Below are 15,919 nucleotides of genomic sequence, written 5' to 3'. Positions count from 1 at the left end.
ACGATCGCAGCGTATCCGACCTCTGTGACCTGCGGCACTCACGTGGATGCCACCCTGCCTGTGACGCACGACGCGGACCCACGGCCGTAACCTGTGCGCTACACTCGACAACGCTGCTCGCGCGCTCCACCGTCGCAACGCTCGGCGCATTCGGACAAAGACGTCTGTTTCCTGATCTTTGGTCACCGTCGCAGGCACCGGTCTACCCTTGGCGCTTTCCGTGCGTATACACACGCGCCCTCCGCCGCCGCCGTCGGTCGACTTCGAATCGCCGAGGAGGCTGGCCCGTTGACGCATGACGCCGACACCGGATTATACGACCGCGCGCTCGACAAGAGCAGCTGTGGAGTTGGATTCATCACCCGCAAGGACGGTGTCCAGACCCACGAGATTCTCGTCCGCGCCCACGAAGCGCTGTGCGTGGTTCCCCACCGCGGCGGCATGTCGGCCGAGGGTGTCGGCGACGGCGCAGGCGTCAACGTCGATCTGTCCGTCGATCTCTTCTCGGCTGTCACCGGACATCCCTTGCGCGCGAATGAATTCGGTGTCGGCAATTTCTTCATGCCCGTCGGCGGATCCGCCCGCGACGCGGAGGCCTTGATCACCGGCGCACTCACCGCCGCCGGCATCGATGTCCTCACCATCCGTGATGTTCCGGTAGACCACTCGGTGCTTCGTCCGGCGGCCGCAGCACACCAGCTGCCGATCCAGCAGTGGATCTTCCGCCGACCCGAGAGCTGCTCGTCGGCAGAAGAATTCGATTCGATGCTGCACGAGGTCCTGCTTGCAATCGAATCGCGCGCCTACATCGATCCCGAATCGGCAGGCCTCTATCCGCTGTCGCTGAGCGCGCGAACACAGGTACTCAAGGGACGCTTGAACTCTCACGAAGTCATCCCCTACTTCCGCGACCTCGTCGACCCACGACATGCGGTGCACACCCTGTTCTTCCATACCCGCTTCTCGACAAATACCGACCCGCATCCGACGATGGCGCAGCCGTTCCGGCTGATGGCCCACAACGGTGAACTCAACACCGACCGGAAGAACCGCCTGTTCGAAGGTGCCCAGGCGCGAGCCGCCGGACGCGACATCATCCGCCCGCCCGGGCAATCAGACAGCTGCCGCTTCGACCAGACGCTTGCGGCACGCATCGCATCCGGCGACCTGGATCTCGTCACCGCTGTCGTGCAGATGGTGCCGCCCGCGTGGGAGAACGATACGACCGTGTCGCCGCAGGTCCGCGCAATGCTCGAGTTCTTCTCGCTATACGAGGAGAAGAACGACGGGCCCGCCGCACTCATCTTCGGCAACGGGACCGTCGTGGGCGCGCGACTCGATCGGCTCGGCCTGCGCCCCTTACGGACCGTCGAAACCGACGACTACCTCGCAGTCACCTCCGAAGCAGGGCAGTTCGACTTCGAACCCGAAACGGTCACTCGTCGCGGTCGTATCGAAGCCGGCGGCATGCTGTACTTCGACCACCGCACCGGCCGGTCGTACGGAACCGACGAGGCACTCGAAATCCTTTCTTCCCAGCGGGATTATGCGGCACTGGTCGACGAAGCCCGCCGCAACCTCGATGCACTGCCGGAGGTCCCGGCCGAGAAGGCCGGTTCACCGCTGCGCTACAACGGCAACCTCGAACGCCACCAGCGCTACGTGTCCTACTCACTCAACCAGGAATCGTTCCGGTTCATGCTCGACCCCATGCTCGCGGCGGGTCAGGAACGGATCTCGGCGATGGGCTACGGCAACGCGATCAATGCCCTGTCCGACCAGGAGGGTGGTGTCGCCAAATACTTCTCCCAGCGATTCGCCCAGGTCACCAACCCGTCGCTCGATTCCATCCGCGAAGCCGACGGGATGACGCTGCGGGTCGCACTCGGCGCACGCCCCGGTAGCGGCGCGCCGTCGGCAGCCCAGATCGTGGTGCCCACCCCGATCCTCACTCACCTCGACATGCTCCGGATCCGCGAGCAGTCCGAGACACCGGTGCAGCGCTTCGAGATGCTGTACTCCCCGGTGTTCGACGACACCGAAGCGAACTCGGAAGCGCTCGCCGCCGCCATCGACGGTGTCGCCGACCGTATCACCGAGTTCGCGCGCATTACAGGCGGTATCGCGGTCCTGACCGACCGTCACGTGTCGGCCGACCGTACGCCGCTGCCGATGATCCTCACGATCGCGGCCGTGAACCAGCGACTCATCGACGACGGTGTGCGTCTTCGGGTATCCGTGATCGTCGAGTCCGGTCAGCTGTTCTCGTCGCACCATATCGCCGCGACCCTCGGCTTCGGTGCCGCTTCCGTCTACCCGCTGACAGTGCAGATGCGTGCCGAAGAGAAGTTCAGCGACGATGCCGACGCAGCGTTCCTGAAGTTCCGCAAAGCCGCAGAGAAGTCGCTCATGAAGACGATGGGTCGCATGGGGCTGTGCACCGTCGAGTCGTACATCGGCGGCGAGTTCTTCGAGCCGAGCTACCTCGACACCGACGACGAGGTGCTGAGCCGGTGGTTCCCGAACGTCAGGACCCCGGTCGGCGGCGTGGGATTCGACACCATCGCACAAGCCGCCGCCGACTGGCACCGGCACGCCCTCGGTGTGCAGGGCGAGACCGACGTGCCACTCCTCGGACTGTTCAAAGAGCGCGCCGACGGCGCCGGTCACTCGTTCGGCACCACCGCGGTGCGCGGATTCGTCGACATGACCGAGGAAGCGGTCACCTTGCCGGTCGAGCAGGCAGGTGAAGCCGATCTGACCGATGCACTGCGCCTGCTACCGCTGCACCGTCTGTCCGACGCACACGGCCTCGACGACGACGCCTACCGCTACGGCGGGTTCCGCGCGCTCACTCCCGCCGAGATCGACGCATTCGACATCACCCCCGGTTACCGCGCCTTCGCACGCACGATCGCCGACGAACGCATGCACCGCCCCGCCGCATTGCGCGACGTGCTCACACTCCCCGCCGACATCACCTATATCACCGGCGCCGACGACTTCCAGCGCGAGATGGGTCGCTTCGCGCGGTACGGCAACAACTCGATGCTCGTGCGCGGGCTTTCCGCGTCCCGCGTCGGCGACAACGAGTTCGTGCTGCGCCTGACCGGACCGCTCTCCGACGACCACACCCGCCCCGAAGCTCTCGCGCAGTCGCTCGTCGCACGGTTCGGCGACACGATCATCGAATACCGCTGCTACGGAGACACACTCACCGTGCAGGCACTCGGGCAGGCCGCCGACTACCTCGGGCAGATCCGGCAGGCGCCGCAGAGCCTGCGGCTCGACCGGATCCAGCCGGCCCACGAGATCACCCGCACCCTCGCGTCCGGCGCAATGAGCCATGGCGCTCTCAACTCGAACGCTCACGAAGCAGTCGCACACGGCACCAACATGGTCGGCGGCATGTCGAACTGTGGTGAGGGCGGCGAACATATTTCCCGCTACGGGACCATCCGCGGCTCGCGGATCAAGCAGTTCGCCTCGGGCCGTTTCGGAGTATGGGCCGGGTACCTGGCCGATCCGATGCTCGAAGAGATCGAGATCAAGATCGCGCAGGGCGCCAAGCCGGGCGAGGGCGGTCAGCTTCCCGCGAAGAAGGTGACTGTCGAGATCGCCGCGGCGCGCGGCGCGACCCCGGGCGTCGAGCTGGTCTCGCCTCCCCCGCACCACGACACCTACTCGATCGAAGACCTCGCTCAGCTCATCCACGATGCCAAAGCGGCCCGCGTCCGGGTGATCGTCAAGCTCGTGTCCTCCGAAGGCATCGGCACCATTGCCGTCGGTGTCGCCAAGGCCGGCGCCGACGTCATCAACGTAGCCGGTAACACCGGTGGCACGGGTGCGGCCTCGGTGACCTCACTCAAGTATGCCGGCCGATCCGCCGAGATCGGTGTCGCCGAGGTACACCAGGCACTGTGCGCGAACGGATTGCGCGACAAGGTGATCCTGCGGTGCTCCGGCGCCCACCAGACCGCCTCCGACGTCCTGACCTCCGCGTTGCTCGGAGCCGACAGCTTCGAGTTCGGCACCACCGCGCTGATGATGCTCGGGTGCGTCATGGCGAAGAACTGCAACGTCAAATGTCCCGCGGGCCTGACCACCAATCCCGAGATGTTCAACGGCGATCCTCGGGCGATGGCGCAGTACCTGCTCAACATCGCGCACGAGACCCGAGAGTTGCTCGCGCGTTTGGGTCTGCCGTCGCTCCGCGACGCGCGCGGCCGCTCCGATCTGCTGCACCTGCTCGATCACCCGTCGAGCGTCGGTGAACTGGACCTGCGCGCCATGCTCGCAGTGGTGCCCGAGGTCCACATCGACAACCCGGTGTACCTGGAGAAGGACTACTCGCTCGACGACGAGTGGATCGCCGCCGTCAGCGGTGCGCTCGAACACAACGCGCTCACGGTGGCGCTCGGCAACGGCGTTCGCCTGACCAACAACAACAAGAGCGTCGGCGCGCAACTCGCGATCGACATCGAGCGTCTGCTCAACCACGAACAGTTCGGCGACGTGCCGTCTGCGCTCACCGACGAGCGTGGACGCCGATGGCTGCGCGACGGCACCGTCACGATCACCACCACCGGCTCTGCGGGCCTGTCGTTCGGGGCGTTCTGCAACGACGGCATGGTGCTCCGCCACACCGGCACTGCCAACGATGGTGTCGGCAAGGGCCAGTGCGGTGGGCAGATCGCGATCTCCTCGCCCGGAGGCGGCACGAACGACCGCGGGGGCAATGTACTGATCGGCAATTTCGCGCTGTTCGGAGCCACCGGCGGTCGCTTGTTCGTCCAAGGCGAGGCCGGTGACCGCTTCGCTGTCCGCAACTCCGGGGCGACCGCCGTCGTCGAAGGTGTCGGCGACTTCGCCTGTGAGTACATGACCAACGGTGCTGTGCTCAACATCGGCGGGTTCGGCAAGGGCGTCGGCAATGGCATGTCGGGCGGGTTCGTCTACCAGTACGACCCTGAAGGCCTGCTCGATGGCAAGGCCAGCGCCGATTCGATCGTGCTCGGCGCGATCACCGGCGACGACCCACAGGCCGCGATCCACAATACGACCGTGCTGCGGCTTCTGCACATGCACGTCGAGGCCACCGGGTCCGAGAAGGCCAGGTTCCTGATCGACAACTGGCAGGTCGAGCAGCAGCACTTTGCATACGGTATGCCCCGGGCGCTACTGCAGTACCAGGACTTCGACGAGATCCTCTCCGCCTCGACCCGCAAGGAACTCGCGGGCGAGGTCGCGGCAGCACTCGTCGCGCACCAAGTGCGCAAGTTCAAACAGAGCTACCGCTCCGGAGATCCCGTCGTGGGTGGTGTGACACCGGATGGCACCGATACCGAAGCGATGTACGCGCTGCTCAACAACTACACGGTGCTTGCCGCCGCGCAGGCGATGGCACTGCAGAAGGTGCCGGGCGCAGCCGGAGCCGACGACCCCGCGGTCCGGAAAGCTGCACGAAACTTGCTGCTCACCGAGGACTTCTTCCTCATCAGCAAGCTCGAACGCTATGCGCTGGAGGCAATCTCGGGCCATACCGATCTACAGCTGGCCGCACTCGTCGCCGACAAGCGTCTCGCCGACTACAAGCAGGCGCTCGCACTGCGCAACGTCCGGTCGGTCGATGCGCCGGGCACCTACGGGTGGATCCTGTGGCAGAGCCGCAAGAATCTGAACATCGCCGGTGATCTGCCCGGCTACGAGGAACTGTTCGCCCGCCACGCGGTGCCCGGTCTCGTCGCCCCGACCCTCGGAGTTCCCGCATGACCGCGCCATTCATTCCCGCGGACGCACCCTTCACCACCGACCAGCGCTCGTGGCTGGCCGGCTTCCTCGCGGGCATGCAGACCCGACTGTTCTCCGGTGGTCCCGCCGACGACGCCGGGATCACCGGCTCGGCCCCCGCCCTGCACGTGCTGTACGGGTCACAGACCGGCAATGCCGAATCCGTTGCCGACGATGCCGCTGCCACGGCCCGCACGCACGGGTTCGTGCCCGTCGTCTCTGCTCTCGACGACGTCGACATCGTCGCGTTCGCGGAGCTTCGCCGAGTCCTGATCGTCACGTCCACCTACGGCGAAGGCGAGATGCCCGACAACGCCGAACTGTTCTGGGATTCGCTGTCGGCCGAATCCGCGCCGCGACTCGACGGTATGGACTTCGCGGTATTCGCTCTGGGCGACACCGGGTACGACGGGTTCTGCCAGGCAGGCAAGCTGATCGACATGCGGCTGGAGCAACTCGGAGCCACGCGCATCGTGCCGCGAGTCGACTGCGACGTCGAGTTCGAGGACGTTGCCGCAGTCTGGATCGCCGAGACTCTGCCCCTCGTCGCGGCCGTCGAAGGCATCAACGGTGACGGGGGCGCCACTGCTTCGGCAGAGCCCGCACCGGCACGAGCGAAGGCACAGTGGACGCGGAAGAATCCTTTTCCGGCCACACTCACCGTCAACCGTTTGCTCACGGGTGAAGGCTCCGCGAAAGAGATCCGGCACTTCGAGTTCGCACTTGCCGACTCCGGGATCGAGTACGAGGCAGGCGACGCACTGAATGTGGTTCCGGTCAACGACGCCGGACTCGTGCAATCGTTGGTCGACGCGCTCGGGCTCGATGGTGCGACGATCCCCGAAGGTCACGACGAGAGCCTCGAGCATCTTCTGATGTACCGGTACGAGATCACAGCGCCGAACGTCGATCTCCTCGAAGCGGTCGAAGAACGCACGGGCAACGAGGAACTCACCTACGTGCTTCGCCACGGCGACAAGGCGGCGCTCGACGAATGGCTCTGGGGCCGAGATATTCTCGATGTTCTGTCACTGAAACCCGCTCCTGCTTTCTCATCGGAAGAGCTTCTCTCGGTCCTCAAACCGCTGCAGCACCGCGCCTATTCGATCTCGTCGAGTCCCCACAGCGCCGACGGATCGGTACACCTGACGGTCGCTGCCGTGCGATACGGCACCGACGAGCGTGAACGTCGCGGCGTGTGCTCGACGTTCCTGTCCGACCGCGCCGGCGAGAAACCGGTCGGGATCTTCGTGACGAAGAACAAGTCGTTCCGTGTTCCGTCCGACGACACCGCACCGATGATCATGGTCGGGCCTGGTACCGGCATCGCCCCGTTCCGCGGATTCCTGCAGGAACGCCGTGCCCGCGGTGCGACAGGGAAGAACTGGCTGCTGTTCGGTGACCAAAGGCGCAGCTGCGACTACATCTACGAGGACGAACTCGCGGATTTCGTCGCGTCCGGGCTGCTCACCCGCCTCGACCTGGCATTCTCCCGCGATCAGGCCCGGAAGATCTACGTCCAGACCCGGATGAAGGAGCACGGCGCCGAACTGTTCACGTGGCTCGAGGAGGGCGGCCACTTCTACATCTGCGGTGACGCATCGCGGATGGCGAAGGATGTCGACGTCGCACTCCACGAGGTCGTTGCCGAACACGGCAGCATGAGTGCAGAACAGGCTGCCGAGTACATCACTGCACTCAAGCGCGAGAAGCGATACGTACGCGACGTCTACTGACACGCATCATGGCCGAATGTCACCTTCATCCACTCGAAGTGCACGAAGGTGACATTCGGCCATTTCGCCTCGGCAGATCAGCAGCCGGGCACTGCGCTGCCGTCGCCCTGGATGGCGAGCAGCGTGCAGAACGTCACGGCGGACACCTTCCACTGACCGTCTTCGAGAAGCGCCTCACCGGACTGGTCGGGTAGGACAGGTGCGCCGTTCATCAACAGAGTCCAGGAGACCGTCGCGGCGTCGTCCCCCGCGCTCGCGACACCTTCGACCGTTGCGGTGGTCGCGGTGGCCTGCGGATCTGCTGCCATCCCCTGCAGCGCGGGGAGGAACTCGTCACCGTTCTCGACGAGGCCCGCGCGTGTCTCCGGCGGTGTCGTTCCGTCGAAGAATGCGACCCAGGCATCGGTGACGGCCTGGGTCGTCTCCGCGTCGGCAGCTGCCCCAGCGGCTCCCGTGGTCTCCTCGGCGTCGGTGGTCTCCTCGGCCTCGGTCGTCGCGGTGGCAACCGTGGTGTCGTCGGTGCCATCCGACGAATCATCGCTGCTGCACGCGGCAACTCCGGCGAAGGCAACAGCGGCGATTCCGGCAACCGCCAATGCCCGGCGGATGGAAAGTGTGCGCACTAGGTGTTCCTTTCGAAGAGTGGACCCTCGTCCACGTGGATGGTGCAGGTGAGTCACGGTGCGGCGGGGTCCGCAGGAAGTCGCTCACTGAGCCGGGCGAATTCGTACGACTGGCGAGCCAGCCAGAACCTCAGGAATCCTGTGATCGAATACCTCAGGAAGACCGCGGATCCCACGACGCCGACGCCGATACCGAGCAACGCGATGATGATGGCGTCGCGCTGAACGAGCGCGTCGGAGGTGTTGTGCGACATGAGGTATGCCACGATCGTCAGTACCGGACCGAGAATCATCAGCGCGACACCGAGTTTCAACCACAGCCCGGACCGGCCGGCAGCGGGATCGGGGATCTTCAGTTCGGTCAGCTCGCGTGCGAACTTGTCGGCACGTGTTTCCGTGGCGGTCATGATGCACTTCCTAGGTAGAGGGACGCGAGCTCGTCGCCGAGTTCGTCCGGTGGACCTTCGATCTGAATTTCGCCACGGACGAGCACCGCGGCGTGGTCGGCGGTATGCAGCACCGCCGTGGCGAACTGTTCGACCACCAAGACCGCGACCCCCTGCCGCGCGGCCTCGGCGACGTGCTCGTACAGTTCGGCCACGATCCGCGGCGCCAGCCCCATCGACAGTTCATCGAGCATGAGTACTGCCGGATCGGTGGCCAGCCCGCGTGCCAGCGCGAGCATCTGCTGTTCGCCGCCGGACATCGTTCCCGCCGTCTGGGATACGCGCTTCCCGAGGATCGGGAATCGCGTGTAGGCAACCTCCTCGATCTCCTCGATCGAGCGGCCCGTGAACGTCATCATCACGAGGTTCTCGCGGACGGTGAGGTTGGGAAAGACTCCGCGCCCCTCGGGAATCAGGCAAACGCCGATCCGGGCGAGTTCGCGCGGCGAGACACCTGTCATGTCCCGGCCACCGAGCAGCAACTGGCCCGAACTGACGGGATGGGCGCCACACGCCACGCGCAGGGTCGTGGTCTTGCCCGCACCGTTGGGGCCGAGCAGCGCCACGATCTGCCCTGGCATCACGTTCACGTTCACGCTGCGCAGCACAGTGATCTTCCCGTAGGCGGCGGAGACGTCGCGCAGTTCGAGAATGGGGTTCATGTCGCTCCCAGGTACGCGGTGATGACTCGTTCGTCGCTACGAACCTCGTCGGGTGTGCCGACGCTGATGATCTTTCCGAGGTCGAGCACGTGGACGGTGTCGCACACCTCCATCACCAGTTCCATATCGTGTTCGACCAGGAGCACCGCTACGCCGTCGTCGGCGACCGTGCGCAGCAGTGCAGAGAAGCGTTCGGTTTCTTCCCGGTCCTGGCCGGCGGCTGGTTCGTCGAGGAGAAGAACGCTGGGCTTCGCTGCCAGGGCCCGTCCCACCTCGACGAGACGTCCCATGCCGGTGGACAGCGCATCCGCGGTCGTACCGGCGATACTGCGCAGATCGAGACGGTCGAGTAGTCCGTCGACGACCGTGGACGCCATCTTCCGGTCGGGACCCATCTCGGCTGCAACGAGGAGGTTGTCTCGGACACTGAGCCGCCCGAACAGTTCGAGTCGTTGGAAGGTCCGGGACATCCCCAGCCGTGCGCGACGGGCAGGCCCGAGCCTGGTGATCTCGCGGCCGCCGAGAGCAACACTGCCGTTCACAGGCTTGCGCAGCCCTGAAATCACATCGAACAGCGTGCTTTTTCCCGCTCCGTTGGGGCCTATCAGTCCGGTGACATGCCCGGGCTCGGCCCGCAGGCCCACACCGTCGAGAGCTCTGCGTCCCCCGAATGCCACCGTGACGTTCTCAACCTCGAGTTGCGATGGCACGATCGAGCACCTCCTCGTCGTTCTCGTCCCACGGGCGTTGCAGTCCCCACCACTCGACGGGTATCTCCCGCTCCGAACCCGTCCGGGGGACTCGACTCGCACCCCACCCGAACGCGGCCGCTGCTCCGATCGCGATGCCGAGGACGAGCACGTACCCGTTGATCAGGTCTGCGAGCCGCAGCATCCACAGCGCAACGACGACCACCGCGAGCAAACCCATCGCGAGCGGGTTGCGCAATGCACTGTCGAATCGTTCCCGCAGGGAGGGCACGACACCGTCGTCGACCGAGCCGGATCCGTATGCGAGTCCGGCCAGTGCCGGGAGGGTCTGAACGAAATTCTGTGTCGCGGGTATCAGTGCGACCAGTGCGTTCATCGGTCCGGCAATCATCGCGCCGGTGAACAGGCCGTTGCCGACGACACCGAGACCACCCACCACCGCGATCAGGAAGATGCCGAGACCCGCCACGAAGTTGAACTGTTCGGGTGCCACCGCTTGCAGTTGCATCCCGTACAGCGCCCCGCCGAGACCCGCGATCGCAGCCGAGATCGCGAACACCGATGTCTTCATCAGAAGCAGGCTTCCACCGAAGGTCGCGTACGCGGTTTCGCTGTCGCGCAACGCAATCAGTCGGCGCCCCAGTTTTCCCCGTCGAACAGCTGCAACGAAGGCGGTCACCAGTGCCAGGCATACTGCCGCGAACACCGTCAGCTCTGCTGTGCTGTCGAGATGGAATCCGAACAGGCTGGGTCCGACCAGGTTCGCGGATCCCATATTGAAGAAGGCGAAGTCTCTGCCGAAGATCTCGAGTGACGCCATCGGGAAGATCCACCGGTCGAGTACCACGGCGATTGCGCCGGTCCCCAGCGCCAGATACACACCGGACAGCCGAAGCGCGGGCAGCGCCACGAGTGCACCGATCACGGCGGCAACCAGCATCGCCAAGGGTATCGCCCACCATTGACCTTCGGCGCCGAAGTTGGCGCACACGACGGCCCCGATTCCCGCAATTCCCAGTTGGGCAAGCGAGATCTGCCCGGCATAGCCGATGAGGGGCACCATCGATACGGCGATCACACCGAACGCGAAGATCTGACCGTAGGTGATCAGGTCTCCTTCACCGAGCACCGTGGCAAGCATAAGACCGAAGACGACGATGACCACAGCGAAGACGATCGTGCCCCGCACGGAGGGAACCGGAACCTGGGTGAGATTGCGTTCGCGCCCGCGCAGTTTCCGGTGCGGGAAGATGAGCAGTGCGATCAACAGCAGGATCGCGGGCGCTGCGAGTCGAAGACCCGGCAGATACTCGTTCTGCGGCAGGTAGCCGGCAAGATAGGCCTCCATACATCCGACGACGATCGCGCCGACGAACGTCATGGGCAGGCTCGTCAATCTGCCGAAGATCGCGGCCGCATATGCACTGACGATCAACAGCGACAGTTGCATTGCGTCCAGCGACACCATCGAGGCGATCAGTACCCCACCGAGAGCGGCGAGCATGGTGCCTACCACCCAGGCGACCCTGTTGGCCCGCACCGGATTCGCTCCGGTCAGACCGACGAGTGCACGGTCGTCGACGGTGGCCCGCATCTCGACGCCGGTGCGGGTGTTGAACAACAGAACGCGGAGGGCGAGCGCCACCGCTATGGCAATCACCATCGTGATTGCCTGATGCCAGCTGACCGTAGCCGAACCGATGTGGAACGGTGCCCGGTCGGCGAAGAAGCTCGGCAGTGACCGCGGTTCCATCGGGTCCCAGATCCACCGGGCAAGCGCGATGAGTCCGCTCAGCAGCGCAATCGTCATCACGAGTTTCTCGGCGTCACCGAGTCCCTGGACCGGCCGCATCAGCAGTTCGACGAGTATCCCGAACAACGGGGCCAGCACCACCAGAATGACGAGCAGCGCAAGCCATACGGGCCAATCCCAGCCGACGCTGAGCTGCCAGTAGGCGAACGCCGCCATCATTCCGGTCGCGCCGTGCGCGAAGTTGAAGACACCGGTGGTGGCGTAGGTGACCACCAATCCGCTGCTGATGATCGCGTAGATCGCGGCCGTCGACAGTCCGACTATCCCGAAAGCGATGAACTGGTCCATCATTCGAGGTCGTTCATGCTCTTGCCGACATCGGCGAGGGACAACGGCGGAGTCGATGTCCCGTCGGAGAGCTCACGCGCCGGGATGTCGCATCGATAGAGACCGTTGTCGGGTCCGAAATCTGCAGGCTCCCATCCATCGGACGTCGCACGCTCGACGTTGAAGCAAGGCTGCGGTGGGAGCGGTTCCGCCAGATCGTTGGCGACATGAAGTCCTCCGCCGGTCCACGCGGTTTCTTCACGGGCGTTCTCGTAGAGGCACTTTCGTGTCAGGTCGTCGCCACAGGCCGTGGCCGCTTTCGCGAAGAGCAGCCACGACGACCACGCGCGCATCGCGGGAAGTGTGATCTGGCTTCCGGGCGCATATTCGTCGAACAGCGCCTTCAGTTCTTCGACCGCAGGTTCATCGCTCTCGAGTGGGGCGACACCGCTGAGGTCGACGACGTTGTTCTGGTAGTCGGCAGATCTGCCCAACAACTGGATGAACTGGTCGTTGTACGCGTTGTTGTTGGCGTCGATCCAGTCGAGCTTGTAGTCCATGTTGGTGAGGGACTCTTCGAGCTTGGAGAGCGAGTCGAACGCGCCGAGGAAGACGAGGCCGCGGACACCGCTGGACTTGATTGCCTGAGCGTACGGCGTCCAGTCGGTCACGCCCGAGAGCGGGAACAGTTCGTCGTAGACGATGGTGGCACCGAGATCGACGAGTGTCTCCCGGTTGATGTCACCGATCAGTTTGGAGACCGCAGCGTCGCCGTTCAGCATGCCGATGGCGCCCTTGGATTCCGGGTATGCCTCGTCCATCAGCCAGGTACGAATACCGGCGTAGTTGTCGTAACCGGGAATCTTCGAAGGTGATGCCGCGACCTCGAGGTCGGCGCCGGCAGACTTCTCCTGCACGGACTGGGCGGGAAAACTCGGCAGCAGGCACTCGAGTCGCGTCTCGACGCCGAGTCCGTCCAACGCTGCGCCTCCCCCGACCAGGGCGAAGTCGTCACGACACGCTTCGATCATCCGCTGGCGTGGCTCCATGAGTTTCGAGTCGCGCGTATTGGCGACCAGCTCACGACCGTTGATTCCACCGGCCTCGTTGCACCACGAGGTGAACACCTTTGCGGTGTCGACGAATTCGGAGTTCTTGGTGAATCCGATGTCGGAGAACACTCCGACCTCGATCGAATCGGCTGTCACGCCTTGGGACGAGGCTGCGGACGCATCGCCCGGGCCGCATATCTCGGTCAGGTCGCCGAAGTTCGCTGTGGCTGCCGAGTCCGACTGGCCTGAGCCCGAGTCGATCTCCTCTGCGCCTTCCCTGCCACCACATCCGGTCGCGAGTACAGCGAGAGCCGCGAACGCCACGACCACCTTGTGTAATTTCAAGTTCGAGTCCTTCATCCGGGCCGTCGCCGGCCGTGTCGATGATTCGGGCTATCCCCACGCCCGGAAAATCTCAGGGAGAGTGCCCCATCGACAGAACGAATCGATGCCACCCGCCGCGCGTTGCTCAGAAATGCTGCCGTTTCGACCCCTCTGCCCCGTAGTCCCCCCGACCACGTCGAGCGCATCCGGTCTGCGATCGACTCACATATGGTGCAACTCACATACTCGTATGTCAATAACGCAATTCTCATTCTTGAAATACGTTATTTCGCCGTGGATAAACTTTCCCTCCCGGTATGTTTTCGGTGGCACCCCCGAGCGCCGATCAGGTGTTGCGCCCGCCATTGACGCCGAGAATCTGCCCGGTGATGTAACCGGCCTCCTCGGAGATCAGGAACGAACAGGCAGCCGCGATGTCCTCGGGGCGGCCCGCCCTCCGCACCGGGGTTCGCTCGATGTGTTCCTCGATGGTGCCACCGAGCAAGCCTTTCCCCTCTGCGCGTCGCAACATCGGAGTGTTCACGAATCCCGGCGGTACGGCATTGACGGTGATTCCTCGTGGGCCGTACTCGAGTGCAAGTGACTTCGTGAGCCCGTTGACTCCCGACTTCGCCGCAACATAGGACGACATGAACGGCTGCCCCGAGTGGGTACTCGACGAAGAGATGTTGACGATGCGCCCCCAGCCGGCATCGATCATGTCCGGCAATACCGACTGCGTGCAGTGGAAGACACTGTGCAGGTTGACGTCGATTGCCCGCGACCACGTCTCCCAGGTGAGATTGACGAACCGCTTGTAGACCTCGACTCCGGCACCGTTGACCAGAATCGTCACAGGCCCCAGTCGCTCACGGACCTCGGCCAGCGCCGTGTCGATCTGACCACGGTCGGTCACATCGACAAGGTATTCGAGTTCCCCTCCCGACGGCGCGATATCGAACACGGCCACCTGATGCCCGTCCTTGCGCAACCGGGCGGCGACAGCCTTCCCGATCCCCGATCCGCCGCCGGTGACCACAGCAGTCCTCACGTCCATGGCTCATCCCCCACGATGGTCGTCCGCTGCATCAAGCGCCCGGATGTGGGATCGTACGATTCCGCACGATGCAGGATCCCGGTGTTGTCCCACAGGACGAAATCTCCGACCTCCCATTCATGCAGGTAGGAGAATTGTTCCTGCGTGCTCCACGCCAGTACCTCGTCGAGCAGCCTGCGACTTCGCTCCGGATCCATCCCGATGACATGATCCGCGGTCGCACCCACCACCAGCGAACGTCGCCCGTCACGACGGTCCCAGATCAGCGACGATTCGTTCTGAGGCAGCATCCGCCACAACGCGACCTGCTCGTCGGTGGGCTCCGGATACACGGTGCGCTGTGCGGCCTCGAAACTGTGGACGACCCGCAGCCCCTCGTATCTCTTCTTCTCGTGCTCGGACATGTTCTCGTACGCTGCGTACGTACTGGCAAACTCGGTTCTGCCTCCGACTTCGGCAACCTGCCGCGCCGTCAGCGTGGTGGCTTTCGCCGGGACCTTGTTCGTGGTGTCGTCGATGTGCCAGCTGAAGGTCCCCTTGAGGTACTGTGCCGCCGCAGTCTTGTCCGGGTCGAGCGAGACCGTCATGATCTTCTCGTTTCGCACCGGTTCCACCAGATCGCCGAGTCGCCGGCTGAAGGCGATCTGTGCGTCATCGTCGAGATGCAGTCCGCGGATGAGTACGACACCCCGCCACTTCAGGGCCTCGCCGATGCGGGCCGCGACGATGTCGTCGTCGAGAGTGTCCACTCCCCGGAATTCCGTACCGAACAACGGGGTGATTGCTACAGACTCCATGTCGGAGCATTCCTTTCACACAGGGTGAGGCAGGCCCGGGACGGCGGCGCTGCACCGCCCCGGGCAGGGAGTTCGAATCAGACGGTCACGCCAGCTTTGTCGAGACAGCGTTCGAGCGCCTCGAGGTACTCGGCGTTCCCATGGAACGGGCCCCTCACACCGATTGCCACTTCGAGAAACGGGCTGTACTCGTCGTTGACGTGGGTTTCCCAGCGTGTGATCTCGGCGTTGTCGTTCGTTTCGAGGAAGCTGTAGGAGAAGAAGCCCATCGACGTTCCGTCGGCAGTCGTTCCCTGCCACCGGGTCTTCCAGACGACTCCGTTGTCGGCAGGCCAGTACTTGAAGCTCGTGGGTTTCCAATCGGGGAAGACGAGGGAATAGGCTTTGGCCTCCATCGTCGCAGCCCGGCCGGTATCAGCGAGCGCTTCGCTGATCAGGATGACCTCGTCACCCGTGAAGTACGGCGAGGTGTAGATCGCGTCCTCTGCGAATTTCCACGCACTCTCGCCGTGTTCGTCGGTGTACTCTTCGCCGTCCTTCACGCCCTCGCGCAGGTATGCGTTCCGGTAGCTCTCGGCCAGTCGCCGGTGCTGGTTCATACGCTCTTCTGGAGACATCTACAGCCTTTCGAGTGAGTGTTTT

11 protein-coding genes are annotated in these 15,919 nt (G+C 64.3%); 2 read left to right on the top strand and 9 right to left on the bottom strand.

All coding sequences use genetic code 11. The features are described 5' to 3' along the window. Window positions 1-288: 288 nt before the first annotated feature. Both ACSYG9_RS19405 and ACSYG9_RS19400 read left to right on the top strand, forming a co-directional pair. Window positions 289-5,772 (top strand): glutamate synthase-related protein, encoded by a 5,484-nt coding sequence (locus ACSYG9_RS19405; RefSeq protein WP_454839617.1) that lies wholly within the window; start codon window positions 289-291, stop codon window positions 5,770-5,772. Further along, window positions 5,769-7,526: a sulfite reductase subunit alpha gene (locus ACSYG9_RS19400; RefSeq protein WP_454839615.1), complete on the top strand. Its 1,758-nt coding sequence runs from the start codon at window positions 5,769-5,771 to the stop codon at window positions 7,524-7,526. Before ACSYG9_RS19405 ends, ACSYG9_RS19400 begins: the two co-directional genes overlap by 4 nt. 77 nt (window positions 7,527-7,603) lie before the next feature. Here ACSYG9_RS19400 and ACSYG9_RS19395 read toward each other — a convergent pair whose 3' ends face one another. The 9 genes from ACSYG9_RS19395 to ACSYG9_RS19355 all read right to left on the bottom strand — a co-directional run bounded on the left by ACSYG9_RS19395 (window position 7,604) and on the right by ACSYG9_RS19355 (window position 15,894). Next, complete coding sequence (locus ACSYG9_RS19395; protein ID WP_440124048.1) at window positions 7,604-8,149, bottom strand: hypothetical protein; 546 nt, start codon at window positions 8,147-8,149, stop codon at window positions 7,604-7,606. A gap of 53 nt (window positions 8,150-8,202) precedes the next feature. Continuing rightward, window positions 8,203-8,556 carry a hypothetical protein gene (locus tag ACSYG9_RS19390; RefSeq protein WP_440124047.1) on the bottom strand — a complete coding sequence of 118 codons (354 nt, stop codon included), beginning with the start codon at window positions 8,554-8,556 and terminating at the stop codon, window positions 8,203-8,205. Next, a complete protein-coding gene (locus tag ACSYG9_RS19385) occupies window positions 8,553-9,257 on the bottom strand; it encodes an ATP-binding cassette domain-containing protein (protein WP_440124046.1) in 705 nt (234 codons plus the stop codon). The genes ACSYG9_RS19390 and ACSYG9_RS19385 overlap by 4 nt, the downstream gene beginning before the upstream one ends. Next, entirely contained in the window at window positions 9,254-9,967 is a 714-nt protein-coding gene (locus ACSYG9_RS19380) for an ABC transporter ATP-binding protein (protein ID WP_454839613.1), read from the bottom strand. Before ACSYG9_RS19380 ends, ACSYG9_RS19385 begins: the two co-directional genes overlap by 4 nt. After that, the gene (locus ACSYG9_RS19375; protein WP_454839611.1) at window positions 9,945-12,071 is read right to left on the bottom strand and encodes a branched-chain amino acid ABC transporter permease; all 2,127 of its coding nucleotides are present in this window, start codon (window positions 12,069-12,071) and stop codon (window positions 9,945-9,947) included. Before ACSYG9_RS19375 ends, ACSYG9_RS19380 begins: the two co-directional genes overlap by 23 nt. Next, window positions 12,068-13,459, bottom strand: coding sequence for an ABC transporter substrate-binding protein (locus tag ACSYG9_RS19370; RefSeq protein WP_454839609.1), 1,392 nt, complete (start codon window positions 13,457-13,459; stop codon window positions 12,068-12,070). Before ACSYG9_RS19370 ends, ACSYG9_RS19375 begins: the two co-directional genes overlap by 4 nt. Before the next feature lie 310 nt (window positions 13,460-13,769). Continuing rightward, complete coding sequence (locus ACSYG9_RS19365) at window positions 13,770-14,474, bottom strand: SDR family NAD(P)-dependent oxidoreductase (protein ID WP_454843003.1); 705 nt, start codon at window positions 14,472-14,474, stop codon at window positions 13,770-13,772. Beyond that, window positions 14,471-15,277 carry a TauD/TfdA dioxygenase family protein gene (locus ACSYG9_RS19360; RefSeq protein ID WP_454839607.1) on the bottom strand — a complete coding sequence of 269 codons (807 nt, stop codon included), beginning with the start codon at window positions 15,275-15,277 and terminating at the stop codon, window positions 14,471-14,473. The genes ACSYG9_RS19365 and ACSYG9_RS19360 overlap by 4 nt, the downstream gene beginning before the upstream one ends. Before the next feature lie 77 nt (window positions 15,278-15,354). Further along, the gene (locus ACSYG9_RS19355) at window positions 15,355-15,894 is read right to left on the bottom strand and encodes a hypothetical protein (RefSeq protein ID WP_454839605.1); all 540 of its coding nucleotides are present in this window, start codon (window positions 15,892-15,894) and stop codon (window positions 15,355-15,357) included. Window positions 15,895-15,919 lie beyond the last annotated feature (25 nt).

The organism is Rhodococcus sp. SJ-2 (assembly GCF_053750035.1).
Note: the sequence above shows the minus strand (reverse complement) of the source record. Positions and strands in the feature narration are given on the sequence as shown.

What these genes read in the sequence shown, in the direction of transcription:
- ACSYG9_RS19400 (WP_454839615.1), top strand. Translation starts at nt 5,769, where the DNA reads ATGACCGCGCCATTCATTCCCGCGGACGCACCCTTCACCACCGACCAG.
- ACSYG9_RS19390 (WP_440124047.1), bottom strand. Translation starts at nt 8,556, where the DNA reads ATGACCGCCACGGAAACACGTGCCGACAAGTTCGCACGCGAGCTGACC.
- ACSYG9_RS19385 (WP_440124046.1), bottom strand. Translation starts at nt 9,257, where the DNA reads ATGAACCCCATTCTCGAACTGCGCGACGTCTCCGCCGCCTACGGGAAG.
- ACSYG9_RS19375 (WP_454839611.1), bottom strand. Translation starts at nt 12,071, where the DNA reads ATGATGGACCAGTTCATCGCTTTCGGGATAGTCGGACTGTCGACGGCC.
- ACSYG9_RS19370 (WP_454839609.1), bottom strand. Translation starts at nt 13,459, where the DNA reads ATGAAGGACTCGAACTTGAAATTACACAAGGTGGTCGTGGCGTTCGCG.
- ACSYG9_RS19360 (WP_454839607.1), bottom strand. Translation starts at nt 15,277, where the DNA reads ATGGAGTCTGTAGCAATCACCCCGTTGTTCGGTACGGAATTCCGGGGA.
- ACSYG9_RS19355 (WP_454839605.1), bottom strand. Translation starts at nt 15,894, where the DNA reads ATGTCTCCAGAAGAGCGTATGAACCAGCACCGGCGACTGGCCGAGAGC.